Below are 19,819 nucleotides of genomic sequence, written 5' to 3'. Positions count from 1 at the left end.
TTTTTTAATTTTTCTTCTCAAGATAGCTGTATATTTTGAATTTAGATACATCTAGCATTTCAGCAATGTTTTGTATGGTTCCCTTAATAAGGAATAATCCCATTTCATCAAGCAGGTGAATAAACTCCATTCTATCGTTCTTTTCCATTAGTCCTATCGGTTTTCCAATTTTCTCTATTGCCCGATTAATCATCTTTTCTTCTAAGTCAGTAACAGATTGAGGAAAAGACTCATCTTCCTTCTCCTCATATACATTCACCATTTCATTAATGATAGAACCCGCCATCGTTAATAAGGTAAGGTCGATATTAATACATAAACAGCCAACAATCGTCCCGTCATTGTCACGAATCATAATCGAGGTTGATTTGATCTTTTTTCCTTTTATACTTTTATTTGGATAGTTTAATAGAAGATCATCTTCACTCCCCTGCCTTAAAATTGTAAGGCCAAGATCGGTTAGAGGAGAACCTACTTCTCTCTCAGTTACATGACCATTAAAAATAGCAACAATAGACGAAGAAATATCTGTTAAGTCATGAACGACCACCTCACAGTGACTACCTACTGTTTTAGCAATTCCTTCTGCAATCGGAAGATAATTTTTAAAAATAGGATGCATTGCTTTCTTTTGATCTATTTCATGCATTTCAATCCCCCCGACCTTCATTGGAGTCTGTTCCTATATAACGGGATTCTTCTTATGGAGATTAATGAATGCCTTCAATCCCTTTTTAAACTGTTGGACTTCTTCTCTCGTATTATACGGTGCCAAGCCGATACGAACCCATCCTCCAACTGGCTTGACACCTAATAAGTCAGCCATTGTTGAGGCATAGAAATCACCATCAGCAACACACATATTAAAATTCTTAGCCAGCCAACTTGTTACTTCTCTTGAATTCTGTAGTTCAATTGTAAATGCGAACGTAGGTGTTTTATTGCCTGTTGGTGCCCGAAATAAATGAACCTCAGGTAGTCCTTCTAGGAACCTCTCAATGTCAGTCGCCAACTCATTTTCATATATTTCAATTGCTTGCATACCAGAGAGTAATCTTTCCCTTCTAGTACTCCCGTGCCCTAGCTCTGCAATAAAGTTAATTGCACCGATTACTCCTGCGATCCCTTCATGGTTTTGTGTACCTGTTTCTAACTTATAAGGAATTTCAGCAGGTGCAGGCTGTAGTTTATAGACAGGCAGTTTTTCAAACAGCTCCTCTTGAACAACAGCGATGCCAACATGCGGACCGAAAAACTTATAAGCAGAGCAAAGAAGGATATCGCAGCCAAATTCCTTTACATCAATTGGTATGTGCGGAACAGCATGGACAGCATCAGCCACCACAATGGAATTGACTTCTTTCGCTCTTCTGACAATCTTGCTTACATCGGTTACTGTACCTGTAACATTTGACGAGATTCCAACCGCCACAATCTTCGTTTTATTTGTAATAACTTCATCAAGATTATCAAGCTTTAATGTATAAGTATCTGTATCAAGTTTGATAAATTTGATTTTCGCGCCTTTATCTTTTGCTAGTGTCACCCATGGGTCAACATTTGCCCGATGATCAAGCTCAGTAACTACTATTTCGTCGCCTTCTTCAATAAAACTAGTAAAGCTTCTAGCAATGGAAAAGGCAAGCGTTGTCATGTTCGCACCAAAAGCAACTTCTTTTGGCTGGCAGCCAAGCAGATCAGAGACTGCCTCCCTTGCCTCAGAAATGACCTTTTCTGTATCAATACTTGTAATGAAGGTACCGTGCAGATTTGCCATGCCATTTCTAATGTATCGATACATCGATTCAATAGCGTAATCAGCCATTTGCGTACCCCCTGGACCATCAAAATAAATGACAGGGTTCTTGCCTTCCAGCCTAGTCAATGCAGGAAACCTGCTTCTCACTTGCTCAATGGGAAAATTACTTGCCATTTTTTCATCTCCTTATAAATTTTCTAATCATTTTCTGAAGTGAGTTTTCTGAAGTGAGTTCTCTTTTAGTTGAAATTATATGTAATCGCTGAGGTGATTTTTTAACATTAGACTTTAGTTTCAAGATGTGCTTTTGTTTGTGAGGTGTTTTTTTGAACTAGATGTCCATTTGAAAAAACATAAAGTGGTTCACGCAGATGTTCAATATTTTCAAGAGGATTCCCATTAACAACAATAAGGTCAGCAGCTTTACCAACTTGAACAGAACCAAGTTCATCTTCCATTTTGACTGCTTTGGCCGCTCCTAATGTAGCAGAGTAGATCGCTTCGTACGGGCTCATTCCATACTCAATCATGAGCGAAAGTTCATCTACAAGGAGGCCCGGAAAATTAAATGGTGTGCCCGCATCTGTCCCAGCAGCAATTGGTACGCCTGCTTGATAGGCCATTTGGAAGCTGATCTTATGATCATCAATGATCTTTTTTACTTTTGTTATCATGTAATCTGGTACAGCTCCGGGTTTATCTAATATAAGCCTTGGTGCCAAAAGCGTCGGTACAAGGCAAGTACCCATTTTCAGCATGAGCTCTACCGCTTCTTCATCCAATAAATAAGCATGCTCGATTGTTGTTACTCCCGCCCTTATGGCGTTTTTAATTCCTTCTGTTCCAATCGTATGAGCAGCAGTTGTTTTCGAAACCTTCGATGCTTCCTGACAAATACATCGCAGCTCTTCTTCTGAAAATTGGGTGGCTCCCGGTTCGTTTCCTTTTGTCAAAACACCGCCTGTCGCCATGACTTTTAGCAGATCCGCACCCGCTTTTAATTGAGACCTGGCAGCTTTTTTTACTTCATCACATCCATCTGCCTCAATGGCCATTACATGTCCATGCCCGCCAGTCATGACAATCGGACTTCCAGCAGCAAATACCCGAGGACCCTTTATCGTTCCTGATGACACAGCATTTCGATAAGAAATGTCAGCGTTATATCTTGTACCTAGGTTTCGTACGGATGTAATACCGGCCTGCAAAAACTCATATCCTTGTTTAACAGCCTTAAAGGCAATATCGTCTGGCCCTTCATTTTTCATACTTGCAAATGGATCCGGTGAAGCATCCATCCCTAAATGAACGTGAGAATCTATTAATCCAGCAAGAACGGTCATACCGGTTCCGTCGATCTCCTGAAGATCATGATGACCCGTCACTACCTGCTCTCCGACATCAAGTATCCCCTTTTCATTAAAAAGGATCTCCCCTCGATCAATTACTTCCTCTCCATGACCAGTTAAAATACGAATGTTCGTTAATTTATAGGTCATTTGACTACCTCACTATTTTTATAATTTCTTTCGTTGTATTCACTAATTAGATTTTGAAAGAGTTCAAAACTAATATTTCCCCCGCTTACCATTACCGCTACTTTTTTGTTCTTTAGATTAATATGACCATTAATCATCGCGGCCATCGCAGCTGCTCCTGACGGTTCTACAACAAGCTTTGCACGTTCAGCGAGTAGTGAAACGCAATCTGCAATTTCCTTTTCCTTAACTAAAACGAGGTCATCCACATAACGCTGAGTATGAGCGAAAGTAAGCTCTCCAGGCTTTTTAGCCATTAATCCGTCGGCAATTGTATTAACTTTTTCTACCTCTACTGGATGTCCATATTGTAAAGATGTATACATCGCAGTTGCACCTTCTGTATTGACACCAATGACTTGAATCGTAGGTTTGATTTCCTTCAATGCCGTGGCTACACCGGAGATCAGACCTCCACCGCTTACTGGTACGATTACGGCATCAATCTCAGGCAAATCCTCAAATATTTCCAACCCGATCGTACCCTGTCCGGCAATGATATGTAGATCATCAAAAGGATGGATCATCGAAAGACCTTCCTCCTGATGGAGCTCCAATGCTTTTTCATACATTGTTATAGATGAAGTGCCATATTCAATCGCTTTTGCCCCATATTGAATAATTGCATTTTTCTTACTTGCCACAGGATTCTCTGGCATTACTACTGTAGCTTTGATGCCTAATTTTTGTGCGGCAAAGGCAGTCCCTGCTCCATGGTTTCCTGCTGAAAAAGCGACAACTCCTCTTTTTTGCTCTTCTTTTGTCAAATTAGCAATTTTGTTATAGGCACCCCGAATCTTAAACGATCCAGTTTTCTGCAGGTTTTCTGGTTTTAAATAAATCTCATTGCCAGTTAGCTTTGAGAAAGTAGATGAACTTTGAAGTAGGGTAGGTATAATAACACCAGCAAGGTTTGCTCTAGCCTGTTTGATTTGCTTTAATGTAGTAAACATATATCAATCTCCTATTCTAAAATTTCTGCAATTATCTCAATTTCAACTGGAATATTAAACGGAAGTACACTCGTTCCGATTGCAGAACGGGCATGTTTTCCGTTATCACCCAGTAATTCTACAAGCAAATCTGAAGCACCGTTTATAACTTTTGGCTGATTGTAAAAATCTTCCGAACTATTTACAAAGCCTAGAAGCTTTACAATTTTTATACGATCCAAGGAACCAACCTCAGCTCGGATAACACTTAATAAATTTACAGCCGAAATCCTTGCTGCCTCATAAGCTTCTTCAAGAGAGATTTCCCTTCCGACCCTACCTACATATATTGCTTTTCCTTCAACAAAAGGTCCCGCGCCTGATAGATACAATAAATTCCCGCTTCTTCGGACTGATACATAATTAGCCATTGGCTGAGGAATCTCTTTTGGCCAGGTAAGCCCTAATTCAATCATTTTTTCCTCAATTACCATGTTATACCTCCTTTAATGAAATTACTTTCTATTATGTCATAATTTTCGGACTTTTCAACAATATTTTGTAATATTTAAAATTTTTTGTACTTTATTCCCGCGTTAGTTATAATAAAAAAATACAATGTATTTTAGAGGAGTGATCATAGGGGTGACGATAGAATTATATTTAGAAGATAGCTTTAAAACCCAATGTGAAGCTACAATCATTAGTATTGATGGGGAGAAAGTCATACTGGACCAAAGTGTTTTTTATCCCGGCGGCGGTGGACAGGAGCATGATACAGGCTGGTTGCAGCAAGGCGACAAAACATTCGAAGTTCATAAAGTGAAAAAAGAACATGGAACGATCGTTCATTATGTTGATATTCCCGAAAATTTACTCGTTGGTCCTGTTACGGCAGAAATTGATTGGCAACGGCGAATGGGATTAATGCGACATCATTCCATGCTTCATGTTTTAGGAGCTGTTTTTTACAAACATTTTGGCTCCCTTTGTACTGGAAACCAAATTTATCAGAATAAAGCTCGCATTGACTTAACGGAAATTACTAATCTAGGGATTGAGGAAATCAATCAAATGATTAATGAAGCAAACAGCGAAATTGTTTCTAATCACCCTGTTTCAACCCGAATCGTTTCGAGAGACGAAGCAGAATCAATCTCTGGTTCTATTAAAACAATCGTTAATTTAATTCCTGAAACAGTGAGGGAAATTCGTTTGGTAAAGATAGGTGAAATTGATGAGCAAGCATGCGGAGGAACTCATGTAAATGAAACAAAAGAAATCGGTCAAATCATATTAGAGAAAACGAAAAATAAAGGTAAGGGAATTACAAGGTTAGAATTAAGGGCAGAATAGCGTAAAAATACCCCCTTCTACTTTTCTAGTTGGGGGTATTTTACGCTATTTTGGTAAGCATGAAAACCAATCATTTTTATACAACTAACGCACCACACTTTGGTTTTATACTATATCCCTATTCCATTCTCAATCACAACCTGCTTCTTCTTAAATTTCAATACAAAAAACGTTGCAACAATACAAAGTGCCCCTGCCGAAATAAAGGTAATTGAATAACCATTGAAGACTTCATAGAAGTAGCCTCCTAAAAACGCAGCAACACCCGATCCTACTTGGTGAGCAGCAAAAACCCAGCCATAGATGATAGCTCCGCGCTCCTTACCAAAATATTCGGACGCTAATCGTATCGTTGGGGGAACGGTTGCAATCCAATCTAAGCCGTAAAATACTGAAAATGCCACAAGCATCGGATAGGAGCGCAAATCAAGGGCAAATGGAAGGATGATTAATGATAATCCTCGAAGGCTATAAAACCAGAATAACAGCCAGCGATTGTCAAATCTATCAGACAGCCATCCGGCAATCATCGTTCCAATAATATTAAATACACCCATAAATGCAAACAAGCCGGCTGCGTATACTTCTGAAATACCGTATAAGCCACATGCTGCAATAAAATGAGTTCCGATTAGACCGGCAGTAGATAGTCCGCAAATAAAAAAGCTGATGGACAATAACCAAAAAGGAACAGTGCGAACACCAATCCACAATACTTCGAATGCTTCTTTTATAGGATTCTTTTTGTTCGCAATTATAGGAGAAGCTTGACTTGCTGCTGCCCCATAAGGAAGCAGTCCCCTCTCGGCTGGTTTATCTCTCATCCAGATAGCAATAATCGGGATCATTAAAATACCGAGAACAATAAATACATAAATCCCTGTCCTCCATGAGAATGCCTCCGTTAAATTGGAAAGTAACGGAAGAAAAATCATTTGCCCTGCTGCGGTAGCTGCCATCAGTATCCCGACAACAATTCCTTTGCGTTTTTCAAACCAATTATTGGCTACAGTTGCAGATAAGACGGTTAGAAAAACCCCACTTGCCACTCCGATCATAATTCCCCATATGAGATTTAAATGCCAAATATGAGTCATAAACAAGCTCGCAATCATCCCGATCACCAGCAAGATCATTGAATATACCATCGTTTTGCGAATCCCGATTCTCTCCAGTCCAGCCGCAATAAAAGGACCAGAGAACCCATAAATCGTTAAATTAATCGCAAATGCAAAGGAAATCGCTGATCGGCTCCACTCAAACTCCTGCTCAAGAGGTATGATTAGTACGCCTGTGATCGAGCGGATACCAGCAGCAATTAGTATGGTGAAAAAGGTCAGCCCTACGACGATCCATCCATAATGCAAAAAATCACCCTCCAATTGAAATGTTAAAATAATACAACTATCATACTACTGAATATAAATCTATAAAAGATAAATTTTTCAGAAACTTTATATTTACTGCCTTTAGTTAGAATGCTCTGTTGTAGTCTGTTAGAACAATAGTGGCTCCCTGCGAGGAAGATTTCAAAAATAGATCATGAATACAATTTAGTTAACATAATATATTTATTGACAACTAACGTTTGACGAAAAATGGGTTTATAGGACACGAAAGCTAGAAAATACCCATTTCATGTCCTTTAAAAGGTGTTTATAGGACACAAAAACCGGCCTCCAACATTGGTTATTCAGGAGCCGGCTTTATTCTTTATGGGAACTATTTTATTTTTTTATATTCCTTTTCAATATCCTGAACAGTATGATCTATCTGCTCTCCCCAGTGATCATTTACTTTTTTGAATATTATTTCCCCATTTTGATCCATAATTCCGAAGCCGCGATAAGCGACATCGCCATTCTTCATTCCAAACTGTTCAATCAATTTCATATCCGGATCAGAAATAAAGGGTAAGCTTGTACCAAAGTAATCCTTTAGTTGGCTGTATAGTTCCTTCTGCTGTTCCGGTGTATCATGGCTAATAATATACATATCCATATCAAATTCATCTAACATAGTTAGATTATTATGCAACTCAACTAGTTGCTGCTGACAGAGTCCTCAGGTGTAGCCAGTAATAAAAAAGAATAGTACAGGCTTTTCTGACGGAAACGTTACTTTTTCGTTATCCTGATTTACTAATGTGATTGATTCTTTCAAACCCTTTTGTCCACAGGCAGCTAGTATAAGCACTGCTGCAAGAGACAGCAAAGCTATTCGTAATTTCATTATATCTCCTTTCTAAGTGTAAAAAAATTTACTGCCACATCCTATTGCAAGCAGCAATATACAATAGACAGTTTAATATAGATAACTTCCATAAACCACTATTATCTTTTACGTCTATCCAAACGATGACTTTTTGCTTAAAAAAAAACGCCTAGAATGTATTCTAGGCGTTAATTCAGCACAAATAACTTTTTCAGCTATGAATGATATTCTGAAATAATTAAAATGTATGTGCCATGTCCTTCGCACGTGCAATGGCATTTTCTTTAATTTCTGCTGCTTTATCAGGCATTGCGTTATGTCCTTCAACAAATAGACCATCAAAAGAAGGAACGCCGAAAAAGCTCATTAAAACTGTAAGGTAGCGATGACCCATTTCCATTTCAGCAGCAGGACCTTCTGAGTAAATGCCGCCACGAGCTTGAATGTGTAAAGCTTTTTTATCAGTCAATAAGCCAACCGGGCCTTTCTCAGTATATTTAAAGGTTTTTCCAGCTACAGCAACAGAGTCAAGATAGGCTTTCATAACTGGAGGGAATGAGAAGTTCCATAAAGGCGTCACGAAAACGTATTTATCTGCGCCGATGAACTGCTCGCTCAACTCTGATAAACGTCCTACTTTTGCTTTCTCCTCGGCTGAAAGCTCTTCAAAGCCTTTACCTGATTGAAGTTTCCCCCATCCGCTAAAAACATCAACATCTATGTGAGGAATATTTTCCTTATAGAGATCAAGATGAACGATTTCATCATTCGGATTTACTTCTTTATATGTGTCAATAAATGCCTTTCCAACTGCCATACTGTAAGACTGTGTATCGTCATTTGGATGTGCTGTGATGTACAATACTTTTGCCATGTTTGTCTTCAACCTTTCTTGATTAGGAGATGTTTTAGTATTGTGTAAAAAATAAAATATTATTCTTCAATACCTTGAATTAAACTATTTTCAATTCAAGGTAATGTTATACGAATTTGATTAAGACGTCAATAATTATGCTTTTTAATTAAATTCTTTTAAAAACAAAAAAGACCGATTTTTTTGTTCGGTCCTTGTTGATTACTTATTTATTCATTTTCAATCATTGAAAACGGATTGCCACCAATATTTTTTCTCATTTCATCAGTTATTTCAAATGGGATATTCATTTGCGTTTCATCATTTGTATCATAGCTAATCTGAATACTTCCATCATAATGATAAGGCTTTTGTTCCATGTCTTTTCCCCCCTTAGTAAAATCATTATAAACGAAATAGTCAAATAATTAAATCTATTCTTAAGAATACTCCAATGACAATATTCGTTTTTAATAGGGTTTACTAAAACATGAAAATTATCATAGCCTTATCTATAAACTATAAAAAGCTCCTATAAAGCGCCGACTCTTGTGGTCGCATTTGCTCCAGCCTGATTTGCAAAATGAAGAAATTCTTCCATTTGTGCACTTGTGTTTGGTCTTCCCTTTTCATGGTAGCAATATAATAATGCAGCAAGGAAAGCATCTCCCGCTCCAGTTGTATCAATTGCTTTTACCTCCACCCCAGGCACACAGAGCGCTTTTCCATCATAATAAACACATGCCCCAGCTGATCCTTTTGTAATTATAAGATAAGGAATGTTATACTTGCTAATCTTTTCAATCGCTTCATTTATTTCTTTCGATTCAGTCAAAAATAGCAATTCTTCTTCAGCCATCTTAACTAAATCAGCTCGGTTCAGAAATGAGGTAATTGTTTTTTTGCATTGTTCTTCACTTTCCCATCGTTTTAGGCGAATGTTTACATCAAATGCGACAAATATATTTGTTTCATTCGCATAATCAAGTGCTTTCTCTGTGGTTTTCAGGCTTGTTTCATGAAAAAGTGTCCCTGACCCAAAATAAAATATTTTCCCCTTATCAAACAGCTCTTTTGCTAATTCATTTTCTGTCAGCCATTCGTTAGGAGTCGGATTTATGTATGAATGAAACACTCTTTCACCGTTTTGATCTTGATGTACATACACTTTACAATTTTTCTTGGCGGAAGAATGCGTACAATAATCGAGACAAACCTCCTCATTATTAAATGACTCCTTAACAAATTCACTTGTTTCATCCGTACCTAATTTGCATAAATAAAAGGAGTTCACTCCTAATCTTTTCACGCCAACAGCCAAATTAACTGTTGCCCCACCAAGGAATGGCTGAAAATTCTTATTCGTTTTATCTTTGGAAATCATGTCAACAATGACCTCCCCTAATGAAATTATTCCGTTTTTATTCAATCTAAGTCCTCCTTGAGGGGAAAGTTTTTTCACAATCATTAATAACATGGATTAATAAAGGCTCCTTGCCAGATAGGAGCCTAATTTAGTTTACATAATATTTTTATTGGCAATTGGTTTTTAGCTTCCAAAAAAGCCCATTTATACTCCCCGCTTATTCCCCCAAATATACGTATGAAGCTGCGGAAGCACTTTTACATTATTAAGATCGCTGTCTTCTACTACTTTATCAATCAGCCAAGAGTATTTATTTATTAATTGATTAACAAGCGTATCTTGATCAGCAGTCGCAATATCATCATTGCCAACCTGTAAAAAGAACGGAACATTAGGATAACGCTCGTGAACCTTCTTTGCATATAAGTAATCTTCATCGTTAAAGACAACCACTTTTAGACTTATTTGGTTCAATGGAAGCTTACCGATGATCTCATCTAACATGTCAAAATTGGTAACCATTTTCGAGCTTGGTGGTTTTGGAGAAATCGTTAATTCATCAATATCATAAAACCAGTCCTGCCATTTGCTTCCTTGAGTTTCAAGCCCAATCTTTATTGAATTTTTCTTTAATAGATCAATTAATTCATTTAAATTTTTTAATAAAGCAGGGTTCCCTCCAGAAATGGTGACAAATGAAAATCGGTCTCCTCCAATTCTTTTGAGTTCTGCCCAAATTTCCTCTGCATCCATTTGTTTGATTAAATCCTTGCCGGATCCATCCCATGTAAAAGCAGAGTCACACCATGAGCAAGAATAATCACAGCCTGCCGTTCTTACAAACATCGTCTTTTGGCCAATGACCATGCCTTCTCCTTGAATCGTTGGTCCAAAAATTTCGATTACTGGTATTTTACTCAACGGTCATCCACTCCCTTCTCGCTTCTGCATAGCTTGTAGGAGTTTCATAAAGCCGTACAAATTCAACTCTTGCATCACCAGCCGACTCGTATTTAGTTAAACTCTCTTGCATTTTTTCAAAAATCCAAACAACCATATTCTCAGCTGTCGTATTCATTGGTGGGAGTGTTTCGTTCAGATAACGATGATCTAAATAAATTTCGATATCATTTTTCCAAATTTCTTTAATATCACCGAAATCGATTAATAAACCGCGGTGATCTACAAACCCGCTTATGCCGAATATCACTTTATATGTGTGGCCGTGAAGGTTTTTGCACTTTCCTTCATAGTCATGTAAATGGTGTGCGGAATCGAAAGTAAATTCCTTACTGACGAGCACACGCTTATTATGATATTTCAATTGATCTCTTTGAATATCAACATCAATTTTTTGGAGTTTATCAACGATGCGAAAACCATACATAGTTTATAACTCCTCTCTTTCCAGCAAATATTCTTCTAAACCATTTTTTCTAAGGATACAAGCAGGACAAACACCACAGCCATCAGCAATGATCCCGTTATAACATGTTAACGTTTTTTCACGCACAAAATCGAACGCACCAAGCTCATCAGCAAGCTTCCACGTTTCCGCTTTATTTAACCACATTAATGGAGTATGAATGGCAAAGCTTTGATCCATTGAAAGGTTTAATGATACATTTAAAGATTTAATAAAGACGTCCCGACAATCAGGATAGCCGCTAAAGTCTGTCTCACTCACGCCTGTAATGATATGTTTAGCCCCCACTTGACTTGCTAATACACCGGCAAATGATATGAATAGTAAGTTTCTCCCTGGTACAAAGGTAGATGGAAGTTCTCCATTTTCCCCATCTTTAACCTCGATCTCATCTCTTGTTAGTGCGTTAGGAGCTAATTGATTTAATAAACTCATATCCAAAATATGATGTTTAATCCCAAGCTCCTTCGTAATGTTTTTGGCACATTCAATTTCAGAAACATGTCTTTGATTATAGTCAAATGTAACTGCAATTACTTCTTTAAAATTCTCTAAAGCCCAGAATAAACACGTTGTACTATCCTGTCCTCCGCTGAATACAACAACGGCTTTTTCGTTTTTCATGTAAAATCTCCTTTGTAAAAAAGAAAAAACAGCTCCACTAAGAAAGCAGACCTGTTTTCCTTAGTTTTTTTGAGAGGGTAGCTAGAACCTCTACCGCATTTGCGGATTTTATATATAACTCATCAGTTATTATATCATATAAAAACGTCAATAGATTGATGCAAAAAGAATCAAACTATTTAGAAGGTTATCTATTTTCCTTTTCGCCGTCCAATTTTTCGATGAATCGCTTTATTCGCTTCACTGCTTCTTGCTGCTGTTCGAGTGACGTGGCATAAGAACAGCGAATATGGCCTTCCCCACTTTCACCAAAGACATTTCCAGGTACAACGGCTACACCTTCTTCAATTAACAGCCTTTCAGCAAACTGCTCTGAGCTCAGTCCTGTTGACTCAATGGAAGGGAAAGCGTAAAAAGCCCCTCCTGGAATATGACATGTCAAGCCGATTTCATTAAAGGACTGACTGCACAATATAATTTCTGCGGCGTCGGTAGCTTTTGACCATTTCTTCTACATCGGAACGTCCATTTTGCAATGCCTCTATCGCCGCATGTTGTGCCATTGTCGGTGCACAGAGGATAGAATATTGATGGATTTTTAACATTGCTTGTAAAATTTCCTCTGGAGCACACACAAATCCAAGACGCCAGCCTGTCATTGCAAATCCTTTTGAATAGCCTGAGATCAAAATTGTTCGTTCCCTCATCCCTTTAATAAATGCAAGACTCGTATATTCCTCGTCATAAACGAGCTCTGCATATATTTCATCAGCAATTACTAGCAAATCGTATTTTTCAGCTATTACAGCAGATCCCCAAGTTCATTTTTATTTAACATCGATCCTGTCGGGTTATTTATATCATCAAGCTCATTGACGAATGAACTATCAAACACAAATTCAAAAATTGACAGTAAATTTTATTCATGATATATTTATCTCGAATTAAAGATATTTGAATTAAGTAAGATTGGTTAATATCTATGATTTAATGGTGAGTGGGAATATAGAAAAATAGAAATAATATTCAAATGAACTACAGTATAATGGAGGAAACAAAATGAACGCATTAAAAGGAATACACCATGTAACAGCCATCACAAGCAGTGCAGAAAAAAACTATGAGTTTTTCACTTACGTTCTAGGTATGCGCTTAGTAAAGAAAACAGTCAATCAAGATGATATTAAGACTTATCATTTATTTTTCGCTGATGATAAAGGAAATGCAGGAACAGATATGACGTTCTTTGACTTCCCTGGCATTCCTAAAGGGATACATGGAACGAATGAGATCTCAAAAACATCATTTCGCATTCCAAGCGATGCGGCCCTAGACTATTGGGTCAAGCGTTTTGATCGTCTTGAGGTAAAACATACGGGAATCACAGAACAATTCGGGAAAAAGACACTATCATTCATCGATTTTGATGAACAGCATTATCAATTGATTTCAGATGAATATAATGAAGGAGTAGCATCAGGAACACCATGGCAAAATGGGCCAATTCCTTTAGAATTTGCCATTACCGGGTTAGGCCCTGTTTTTATTCGTATCGCAAACTTTCCTTATTTTAAAGAATTAATGGAAGAGATTCTATTATTTAGGGAAATTGGTCAAGAAGGAGAATTCCATTTATTTGAAGTTGGTGAAGGCGGAAATGGAGCCCAAGTGATTGTTGAAGATAATTCTAATCTTCCTCAAGCACAGCAAGGGTATGGCACCGTTCATCATGCAGCCTTTCGTGTCGATGACCGCTCAGTTTTAGAAGAATGGGATCAACGCCTTCGCAGCTTCCGTATACCAACTTCTGGGTTTATTGATCGCTTCTTTTTTGGATCATTATATTCGAGAGTTGCACCACAAATTTTATTCGAATACGCGACTGATGGCCCAGGATTTATGGGTGATGAACCATACGAAACACTTGGAGAGAAATTATCATTACCGCCATTTTTAGAAGCTAAGCGTGAGCATATTGAAAAAATAGTAAGGCCAATTGATACTATAAGAAGTACGAAGAACATTGAGAAAGAGTATGAATAATGAAACTTATTTTAAATTGCCTGCAAAAAAAGCAGGCAATTTTTTTACATTAGAGATTTGTATAATTGAATTCATAGTTTTATCTTTTCCCTCTTTTTATTTTCCTCATTACATATTTTCTGCAGGCAGACACAAGTTAAAGATAAAGGGAGGTGCGATAGTGACAGAACCAAGTATGCCTGGGAGCAATAAGCTTCCTGACTTTGATCAATTAAATGACCGCATAATAGCAGAACAGCGAACGTCCGGGCCGACATTAGTCATAAAAACAAATCTTGATCCTAAGGACTCAACAGTTGAAAATCCGTATTATGAAAATGAAAAAACATCCAACACAAAGGAATTTAGAAACTTTTTTGAGGATGATTCTATTTAAAAAGCTAAGTTGGGAGTCGGTATCGATTTTCCGGCTCCCTCAATTGACTTTCATTTCTTATTTCCGAAAGGACAATCCTTTTTCAAGAAGAGTATGCTTGATTAACTCAAAAGCTTTCGGTCCCATTCCATGAAGCTTTAAGATATCGGCTTCACTACCTTGTGCAAGCTGCTCAAGTCGCAAATAACCTGCCCCTTCGAGTGCCCGTCTAGCTGGTTTAGCAAGTCGAACAGGAAGGTCACTATCGTCCATCACTTTACTCTTTGTCAAATTCATTCACTCTTTTCGCTTATAATATTTTTATTATTAGAGAGAATTCATTCATTAGCTTGAAGTTTTCCCTTACAACACCAAATTTTAGCTATGATTATTTCTTGCTACTATGACAATAAAAAGCCCCTTAAAATATCTTTCCACTTTTACAACACAAAATCCTTGACGATTTACAAGCCCTAAAGTATCTCTATTCAAACAGCATCCATCACAAATTCTCTTCCAAGCTGGCGTTAACCAATTTTGCAAATTAGATAAAAAAAGATTATCCATTAATACATGCTCAAATAAAAGGACCTTCCCGCCTGGTTTACAAACTCTTTTTATTTCATTCATAGCTTTTTCTACGTCACTTATTGTACAAAAAACTAGTGTAGAAACGACAGTATCAAAAGTAGAATCATCAAATGGCAGCCGCTCTCCACTAGCTTTAATTATTTCAATGGGCACATTTGCTCTTTGTTTTCTGAGTTTAGAGCGCACGATCATTTTTTGATTTGGCTCAATAGCTATCACACTTTCCGCATGCTCGTAGAGCGGGAAATTGATTCCTGTTCCAGAACCCAACTCAAGCACATTCCCATTTGCTTTTGCAAGCAGTTCCTTGCGGATTTTTTGAAACCTTAGCTTTTCTAAAGGACTCATGAAAAAATCATACAGATTTAAGAAAGGATTTCTCATTCACCTCAACTCCACTATTTACTATTCAAAACTCTTTCTTCGAAAATGGCAAAAAGAACTTAACTCCTCTTTTATTAAATGGCAACCCCTTCATATCAGCAATTAAATGACTAATATAGCCAAATAAACAAGCATAAAAGACACCATTTTGGCCAAGCGATGCTTCTAACTGATAAGATATGTATCCAAATCCGAGAACTCCCAACAAAGAATGCGTATAGCTTCGATGAGGGACAAATGACGCAACGATAATAAAAATGCCTAACATCCATAACCAAGCTTCTTGGATAAAAAGACCTCCAAATAAAATTCCGACTCCTGTAATTGTCAGCATTCGCCTTTGAGTAATAAATGAATTGAAAATCAAAATGAGAATTCCTATCCCTATTCCTATCCATTTATTCATTCCTACTTCAGTAAAAAAACTATAAAAAATCATAAGGAAAGCAAAAAACTGGGCAGCTGTTCTTAATGTCTTATATGAAATTGTAATTTTATTACTCAACTTACCGTCAGTATCGACATCAGGCATTAAGCCAGAAATTGCCCCTACTCCAACTAGCAAAATTGTTTCCGACGGGTTCGTTTGTAACATGTTTGCAGTTAAAAAACCTACAGTTGCTCCGATGACTGTATGTGAAGTTCCGTTCATTTTTTCACCTATTTCTGTTATTTGCAAGTTCTTTTAACTTAAAAAATCCTTTCAGAACATACGTTTCCATTTTTATTATACCAATTAAATAACGAAACAACAAGGTTTGTTTTATCTTGATTCAAAAAATGAAAAGAGAGATCCTTATCGGTTCACATAACCAATAGGAATCTCCCCTTTTACTTAATTGTTCTGAATCAATTTATTGTTAGCCCATAATATTGTAGCCAGCATCTACATAAACAGTTTCACCCGTAACTCCTCTGGAAAGATGGCTGATTAGTGCAAGTGTCATGTCGCCAACTTCTTCTGCCGTAACATTTCTTTGCAATGGAGCTGTTTCGCCAATTTTATTAAGAATTTCATTGAAGGAAGGAACTCCTTTAGCAGCAAGCGTTCGAATCGCTCCTGCAGAAATAGCGTTAACGCGAATATTGTCCTTTCCTAAATCATGAGCTAAATATCTTACAGCTGACTCAAGTGCCGCCTTAGCTACGCCCATTACGTTATAGCCAGGGAGTACGCGCTCTGCCCCTAGATAAGACATTGCAATAATAGAGCCGCCTTCAGTCATTAAAGGTCTAGCTTCTCTTGCCACTTTAATTAATGAATAAGCGCTTGTATCTTGAGCGAAAGCATAGCCCTCTCTTGACGTATCGATGAAATCACCCTTTAAATCTTCTGCATGTGCAAAAGCAACAGAATGAACAACTCCGTGAATGGTTCCAGCTGCTTCCCCAATTTGTTTAAATGCATCCACAATGCTTTCATCATTATTGACATCACATTGAACGATGAATTTTGCTTCCAATTGATTGTCATTCAAAATCTTTGTCAGTTTACTTAATGAACGTTCTTTTCTGTATGTAAAAATAACATTTGCTCCCGCTTGGTATAAAGATTTCGCTACTCCCCAAGCGATGCTTCGTTCATTTGCTACGCCCATTACGACAATATTCTTATCTTTTAATTTAAGTAAATCTTCCATATTAACCTCCAAGTAATTATCAAGTTTATGAAAAAAGTTTATAGCAAATCTTAGTATCTGCTCCTAATAATTCATTATAGCATAAAGCTTTACAAAATATTATTTATTAAGATCGTTTTTATATGAGTAGGTCATATTTGCTAATTTCTTCCGATAATAAAAAATGCAGCTAAAAATATAAGTGACGCCGATGTTAATAGGATCATGTTTTTGAGCTTGTGTTAATTTCACCTTTTGTTATCAGCAACAAGCCCCCTCGAGAAAACTAACGATAAAATGTTTTAGCCAGTTGTGGCTTTTAATAACCCCTAACCCTTTAAGTCCATGGAGTCCATTTATTCTTGCAATATAAGAAGCAATTGGAAAGAAAAGCAGAAGACAAAAAAATTGCATGATACTATTTGAGATAAAATGTGTGGACGCATTAAAGTAAATATTTAATATTATAAAACTGCCAAAACCTATTATAATTTTCTTCATTTTTTCCCACATTTAATTAACCTACAACTTAGTAGAAAAAAATGATACATTGCTATTTAGTTATTCGCCAAAAAATAAATCGTTTCAAGAACGTACACTTTTTAGTATTGAAAAAATAAAGGAGCAAACGTGGAAGGACGGATATGAAGATAGCTTATATCAAAAATTAGGTGTGAAAAACGGCTATGTGTACGCCATTCTTCCAGCAAGCGAAAATCAATATGCCGATCGCCCGGAGAGTATTGAATATAAAGAATTTGAGAAAATGTGCCTAGATATTCATATTATAAAAAGTACTTTTATGTTTATTAATAATTAAGATGAAAGGGCAGTTATTAGCTGCCCTCTTTTCTTCAGTCGAAACATGCTCATAAATTTACGAACAATATGGTTTCAAATTACAAAAACAAAAAGCGTTCTTTTTTATTGACCTTGTGCACCATTCGATGTGACTCGGCGCACATGTTGATCTTCAAAGTTATTTTTTCGTAACTCTTCTACTTTGTCTTCAAGAAGCTGCTTTTGATCCACTTGATTTACCAGCTTTTTCTTTGCCATCAAAAAACCTCCCTTAAAATTCAATTCTCCCCCTCTTATTGTGCTATCTTTAATAAAAATTAAAACTATGTTAATTGGACAAGTTTTTGGGAATACACATAGACCTGTCCAGTAAACCAGTTTTTTGGACAGGTTATTGGTAATACCAAAGTCATCGTAAAACACAATTTAATCTCATGGGAAATTGAAATATAAGTTTTGCTTTATGTCCCACAAAATGTTCGATAAGGTTGAGATGATGATGCAGGCGCTATACAGTATTCGGTATGTTCCTGTGAATGTTCATACGGTTTGGAAAGAACAGCAAGCAGTCGTTCCATTACGGTAAGGTCGTCATTATTCACTGCTGCATCCAATGCCTCTTCCACCCGGTGATTCCGAGGAATAACGGCTGGATTGCGTTGCCGCATTAACTCATAGGAAGCCTCTTTTGACTGCTCTTGTCTCTTTAATCTTTCTTCCCACATTTTTTGCCAGCCGGCAAATTCAGAAGTGCTAAAGAGGGAGGCTCCATCTAACTTACCATTTGTTAACGCACGGAATGTATTCGTATAATCGGATTGATGCTTTTCCATAATACTGAGCAAAGATTCGAAAATTGCTTGATCTGTAGGCTCCTCATTAAATATTCCTAGTTTCGCTCTCATCCCCGAACGCCAATATGATTGATAGATCTCAGTGTATTGCGAAATTTCGTTTTGTGCCAATTCGAGTGCTTGTTTTTCATTTTCATGAAGCAAAGGCAAAATTGCTTCTGCAAATCGGGCAAGATTCCATCCGCCAATATAAGGCTGATTGCCATATGCATAGCGTCCGTTCCGATCAATTGAACTAAATACAGTTTCTGGGTTATACGTATCCATAAAGGCACAAGGGCCGTAATCAATTGTTTCGCCGCTAATCGTCATATTATCGGTGTTCATTACACCATGAATAAACCCGACTAGCTGCCATTTGGAAATTAACTCGGCCTGACGTTTAATCAATTCTTGAAGCAGAGATAAATAACGATTCTCTTGACCTTCAAGCTTTGGATAATGACGCTTTATTGTATAATCCGCAAGTGTTCGTAAGTCATCAATCGAACCCCATTGAGCGATATATTGAAAAGTGCCGACTCGTATATGGCTAGCTGCTACACGAGTAAGAACAGCTCCCGGCAAGTCTTTTTCCCGAATCACTGCCTCACCAGTCGTTACGACGGCCAGGCTCCGGGTCGTCGGAATCCCCAGTGCATACATCGCTTCACTTATAATATACTCCCTGAGCATCGGCCCGAGTGCAGCTCGGCCATCGCCCCCTCGTGAATAAGGCGTTCTTCCTGACCCTTTCAGCTGAATATCGAAACGTTCACCCTTATGTGTAATCTGCTCCCCAAGTAGCACAGCCCTTCCGTCTCCTAACATGGTAAAATGCCCAAACTGATGCCCTGCATAAGCTTGGGCAAGCGGAAACGCTCCCTTAGGAATTTCATTACCGGCAAATTCCGCTACACCTTCTTCGCTTCTAAGGGCTTCAGCATTCAAGCCAAGTGCGGCGGCCAGCGAATCATTGAAAATCACTAGCTCTGGTGAGCGCACAGAAGTTGGATTGATAGCTGTAAAAAATTTATTCGGAAGATGGGCATAACTATTATCTAAATTCCAGCCTTTATCCATTTTTCCCTTTTGATTTGTCATCTATTTTCCTCCTTTCGGCAA

The 19,819-nt window shown here is 37.6% G+C and carries 23 protein-coding genes, 2 pseudogenes and 1 riboswitch; of the genes and pseudogenes, 4 read left to right on the top strand and 21 right to left on the bottom strand.

The genetic code is table 11. The annotated features are described in order from the left end of the window. Positions 1 to 4 precede the first annotated feature (4 nt). The 5 genes from F7731_RS17265 to F7731_RS17245 all read right to left on the bottom strand — a co-directional run bounded on the left by F7731_RS17265 (position 5) and on the right by F7731_RS17245 (position 4,723). Complete coding sequence (locus F7731_RS17265) at positions 5 to 649, bottom strand: helix-turn-helix transcriptional regulator (RefSeq protein ID WP_151536048.1); 645 nt, start codon at positions 647 to 649, stop codon at positions 5 to 7. A 33-nt stretch (positions 650 to 682) separates the two neighbouring features. Further along, a complete protein-coding gene (locus tag F7731_RS17260; protein ID WP_151536047.1) occupies positions 683 to 1,933 on the bottom strand; it encodes a cysteine desulfurase-like protein in 1,251 nt (416 codons plus the stop codon). A 107-nt stretch (positions 1,934 to 2,040) separates the two neighbouring features. Beyond that, complete coding sequence (locus tag F7731_RS17255; protein ID WP_151536046.1) at positions 2,041 to 3,258, bottom strand: metal-dependent hydrolase family protein; 1,218 nt, start codon at positions 3,256 to 3,258, stop codon at positions 2,041 to 2,043. After that, positions 3,255 to 4,250 carry a threonine ammonia-lyase gene (gene ilvA, locus F7731_RS17250; RefSeq protein ID WP_151536045.1) on the bottom strand — a complete coding sequence of 332 codons (996 nt, stop codon included), beginning with the start codon at positions 4,248 to 4,250 and terminating at the stop codon, positions 3,255 to 3,257. Before ilvA ends, F7731_RS17255 begins: the two co-directional genes overlap by 4 nt. An 11-nt stretch (positions 4,251 to 4,261) precedes the next feature. After that, positions 4,262 to 4,723 carry a RidA family protein gene (locus tag F7731_RS17245; RefSeq protein ID WP_151536044.1) on the bottom strand — a complete coding sequence of 154 codons (462 nt, stop codon included), beginning with the start codon at positions 4,721 to 4,723 and terminating at the stop codon, positions 4,262 to 4,264. Positions 4,724 to 4,874: 151 nt separating this feature from the next. Here F7731_RS17245 and F7731_RS17240 point away from each other — a divergent pair, with 151 nt between their 5' ends. Next, a complete protein-coding gene (locus F7731_RS17240; protein ID WP_151536043.1) occupies positions 4,875 to 5,585 on the top strand; it encodes an alanyl-tRNA editing protein in 711 nt (236 codons plus the stop codon). Positions 5,586 to 5,695: 110 nt separating this feature from the next. Here the strand turns inward: F7731_RS17240 and F7731_RS17235 are convergent, their stop codons facing one another. The 10 genes and pseudogenes from F7731_RS17235 to F7731_RS17200 form a co-directional block, all read right to left on the bottom strand. Continuing rightward, positions 5,696 to 6,952 (bottom strand): MFS transporter, encoded by a 1,257-nt coding sequence (locus tag F7731_RS17235; RefSeq protein ID WP_151536042.1) that lies wholly within the window; start codon positions 6,950 to 6,952, stop codon positions 5,696 to 5,698. Positions 6,953 to 7,307: 355 nt separating this feature from the next. Beyond that, positions 7,308 to 7,631: pseudogene (locus tag F7731_RS17230) on the bottom strand (redoxin domain-containing protein); the annotation flags it as partial. 18 nt (positions 7,632 to 7,649) lie between these two features. Next, positions 7,650 to 7,817: a lipoprotein gene (locus F7731_RS26550; RefSeq protein WP_170289737.1), complete on the bottom strand. Its 168-nt coding sequence runs from the start codon at positions 7,815 to 7,817 to the stop codon at positions 7,650 to 7,652. Between the two features lie 220 nt (positions 7,818 to 8,037). Further along, positions 8,038 to 8,673, bottom strand: a complete 636-nt coding sequence (locus F7731_RS17225) for an FMN-dependent NADH-azoreductase (RefSeq protein ID WP_151536040.1) — start codon at positions 8,671 to 8,673, stop codon at positions 8,038 to 8,040. 209 nt (positions 8,674 to 8,882) lie between these two features. Further along, on the bottom strand, positions 8,883 to 9,032 hold the full coding sequence (locus F7731_RS26545; RefSeq protein WP_170289736.1) for a hypothetical protein: 150 nt from the start codon (positions 9,030 to 9,032) through the stop codon (positions 8,883 to 8,885). A 152-nt stretch (positions 9,033 to 9,184) separates the two neighbouring features. After that, the gene (locus F7731_RS17220; RefSeq protein ID WP_170289735.1) at positions 9,185 to 10,081 is read right to left on the bottom strand and encodes a carbohydrate kinase family protein; all 897 of its coding nucleotides are present in this window, start codon (positions 10,079 to 10,081) and stop codon (positions 9,185 to 9,187) included. A gap of 141 nt (positions 10,082 to 10,222) precedes the next feature. Then, positions 10,223 to 10,939, bottom strand: coding sequence for a 7-carboxy-7-deazaguanine synthase QueE (gene queE / locus F7731_RS17215; protein ID WP_151536038.1), 717 nt, complete (start codon positions 10,937 to 10,939; stop codon positions 10,223 to 10,225). After that, a complete protein-coding gene (gene queD / locus F7731_RS17210; RefSeq protein WP_151536037.1) occupies positions 10,932 to 11,405 on the bottom strand; it encodes a 6-carboxytetrahydropterin synthase QueD in 474 nt (157 codons plus the stop codon). Before queD ends, queE begins: the two co-directional genes overlap by 8 nt. A 3-nt stretch (positions 11,406 to 11,408) precedes the next feature. After that, positions 11,409 to 12,068 (bottom strand): 7-cyano-7-deazaguanine synthase QueC, encoded by a 660-nt coding sequence (gene queC, locus F7731_RS17205; protein WP_151536036.1) that lies wholly within the window; start codon positions 12,066 to 12,068, stop codon positions 11,409 to 11,411. 54 nt (positions 12,069 to 12,122) lie between these two features. Next, positions 12,123 to 12,165, bottom strand: a riboswitch (PreQ1 riboswitch). A gap of 90 nt (positions 12,166 to 12,255) precedes the next feature. Next, positions 12,256 to 12,924 (bottom strand): annotated as a pseudogene (locus tag F7731_RS17200) (aminotransferase class I/II-fold pyridoxal phosphate-dependent enzyme); the annotation flags it as partial. A 203-nt stretch (positions 12,925 to 13,127) separates the two neighbouring features. Between F7731_RS17200 and F7731_RS17195 the strand changes: the two are divergent. Together F7731_RS17195 and F7731_RS17190 are read left to right on the top strand one after the other, a co-directional pair. After that, positions 13,128 to 14,111: a ring-cleaving dioxygenase gene (locus F7731_RS17195; RefSeq protein WP_151536035.1), complete on the top strand. Its 984-nt coding sequence runs from the start codon at positions 13,128 to 13,130 to the stop codon at positions 14,109 to 14,111. Between the two features lie 175 nt (positions 14,112 to 14,286). Continuing rightward, positions 14,287 to 14,487: a hypothetical protein gene (locus F7731_RS17190; protein WP_151536068.1), complete on the top strand. Its 201-nt coding sequence runs from the start codon at positions 14,287 to 14,289 to the stop codon at positions 14,485 to 14,487. Between the two features lie 57 nt (positions 14,488 to 14,544). Here F7731_RS17190 and F7731_RS17185 read toward each other — a convergent pair whose 3' ends face one another. From F7731_RS17185 to fabI, 4 genes are all read right to left on the bottom strand, one after another. Then, positions 14,545 to 14,739 (bottom strand): helix-hairpin-helix domain-containing protein, encoded by a 195-nt coding sequence (locus tag F7731_RS17185; RefSeq protein ID WP_151536067.1) that lies wholly within the window; start codon positions 14,737 to 14,739, stop codon positions 14,545 to 14,547. A 105-nt stretch (positions 14,740 to 14,844) separates the two neighbouring features. Next, on the bottom strand, positions 14,845 to 15,441 hold the full coding sequence (locus F7731_RS17180) for a class I SAM-dependent methyltransferase (protein ID WP_151536034.1): 597 nt from the start codon (positions 15,439 to 15,441) through the stop codon (positions 14,845 to 14,847). 25 nt (positions 15,442 to 15,466) lie between these two features. Further along, positions 15,467 to 16,093 carry a metal-dependent hydrolase gene (locus tag F7731_RS17175; RefSeq protein WP_151536033.1) on the bottom strand — a complete coding sequence of 209 codons (627 nt, stop codon included), beginning with the start codon at positions 16,091 to 16,093 and terminating at the stop codon, positions 15,467 to 15,469. Positions 16,094 to 16,301: 208 nt separating this feature from the next. Further along, positions 16,302 to 17,081, bottom strand: coding sequence for an enoyl-ACP reductase FabI (gene fabI / locus F7731_RS17170; RefSeq protein WP_151536032.1), 780 nt, complete (start codon positions 17,079 to 17,081; stop codon positions 16,302 to 16,304). 529 nt (positions 17,082 to 17,610) lie between these two features. On the opposite strand from fabI, the gene F7731_RS17165 reads away from it, so the two are divergent. After that, positions 17,611 to 17,880 (top strand): hypothetical protein, encoded by a 270-nt coding sequence (locus tag F7731_RS17165; RefSeq protein WP_151536031.1) that lies wholly within the window; start codon positions 17,611 to 17,613, stop codon positions 17,878 to 17,880. A 104-nt stretch (positions 17,881 to 17,984) separates the two neighbouring features. On the opposite strand, the gene F7731_RS27100 is transcribed toward F7731_RS17165, so the two are convergent. Further along, positions 17,985 to 18,119 carry a hypothetical protein gene (locus F7731_RS27100; protein ID WP_281352564.1) on the bottom strand — a complete coding sequence of 45 codons (135 nt, stop codon included), beginning with the start codon at positions 18,117 to 18,119 and terminating at the stop codon, positions 17,985 to 17,987. A gap of 203 nt (positions 18,120 to 18,322) precedes the next feature. Further along, complete coding sequence (locus F7731_RS17160) at positions 18,323 to 19,798, bottom strand: protein adenylyltransferase SelO (RefSeq protein WP_151536030.1); 1,476 nt, start codon at positions 19,796 to 19,798, stop codon at positions 18,323 to 18,325. Positions 19,799 to 19,819: the final 21 nt, after the last annotated feature.

Origin of the sequence: Cytobacillus depressus (assembly GCF_008923245.1) — a bacterium.
In the GTDB taxonomy this organism is placed as follows: domain Bacteria; phylum Bacillota; class Bacilli; order Bacillales; family Cytobacillaceae; genus Cytobacillus; species Cytobacillus depressus.
Note: the sequence above shows the minus strand (reverse complement) of the source record. Positions and strands in the feature narration are given on the sequence as shown.

Excerpts from the sequence above, each read along its gene's own strand:
- F7731_RS26545 (WP_170289736.1), bottom strand. The coding sequence starts at position 9,032 with ATGGAACAAAAGCCTTATCATTATGATGGAAGTATTCAGATTAGCTAT.
- F7731_RS17190 (WP_151536068.1), top strand. The coding sequence starts at position 14,287 with ATGCCTGGGAGCAATAAGCTTCCTGACTTTGATCAATTAAATGACCGC.
- F7731_RS17195 (WP_151536035.1), top strand. The coding sequence starts at position 13,128 with ATGAACGCATTAAAAGGAATACACCATGTAACAGCCATCACAAGCAGT.
- ilvA (WP_151536045.1), bottom strand. The coding sequence starts at position 4,250 with ATGTTTACTACATTAAAGCAAATCAAACAGGCTAGAGCAAACCTTGCT.
- F7731_RS17225 (WP_151536040.1), bottom strand. The coding sequence starts at position 8,673 with ATGGCAAAAGTATTGTACATCACAGCACATCCAAATGACGATACACAG.
- F7731_RS17180 (WP_151536034.1), bottom strand. The coding sequence starts at position 15,441 with ATGAGAAATCCTTTCTTAAATCTGTATGATTTTTTCATGAGTCCTTTA.
- F7731_RS17175 (WP_151536033.1), bottom strand. The coding sequence starts at position 16,093 with ATGAACGGAACTTCACATACAGTCATCGGAGCAACTGTAGGTTTTTTA.
- queC (WP_151536036.1), bottom strand. The coding sequence starts at position 12,068 with ATGAAAAACGAAAAAGCCGTTGTTGTATTCAGCGGAGGACAGGATAGT.
- F7731_RS26550 (WP_170289737.1), bottom strand. The coding sequence starts at position 7,817 with ATGAAATTACGAATAGCTTTGCTGTCTCTTGCAGCAGTGCTTATACTA.
- F7731_RS27100 (WP_281352564.1), bottom strand. The coding sequence starts at position 18,119 with ATGGCAAAGAAAAAGCTGGTAAATCAAGTGGATCAAAAGCAGCTTCTT.
- queD (WP_151536037.1), bottom strand. The coding sequence starts at position 11,405 with ATGTATGGTTTTCGCATCGTTGATAAACTCCAAAAAATTGATGTTGAT.
- F7731_RS17185 (WP_151536067.1), bottom strand. The coding sequence starts at position 14,739 with ATGGACGATAGTGACCTTCCTGTTCGACTTGCTAAACCAGCTAGACGG.
- fabI (WP_151536032.1), bottom strand. The coding sequence starts at position 17,081 with ATGGAAGATTTACTTAAATTAAAAGATAAGAATATTGTCGTAATGGGC.
- F7731_RS17260 (WP_151536047.1), bottom strand. The coding sequence starts at position 1,933 with ATGGCAAGTAATTTTCCCATTGAGCAAGTGAGAAGCAGGTTTCCTGCA.
- F7731_RS17265 (WP_151536048.1), bottom strand. The coding sequence starts at position 649 with ATGCATGAAATAGATCAAAAGAAAGCAATGCATCCTATTTTTAAAAAT.
- F7731_RS17160 (WP_151536030.1), bottom strand. The coding sequence starts at position 19,798 with ATGACAAATCAAAAGGGAAAAATGGATAAAGGCTGGAATTTAGATAAT.
- F7731_RS17255 (WP_151536046.1), bottom strand. The coding sequence starts at position 3,258 with ATGACCTATAAATTAACGAACATTCGTATTTTAACTGGTCATGGAGAG.
- F7731_RS17245 (WP_151536044.1), bottom strand. The coding sequence starts at position 4,723 with ATGGTAATTGAGGAAAAAATGATTGAATTAGGGCTTACCTGGCCAAAA.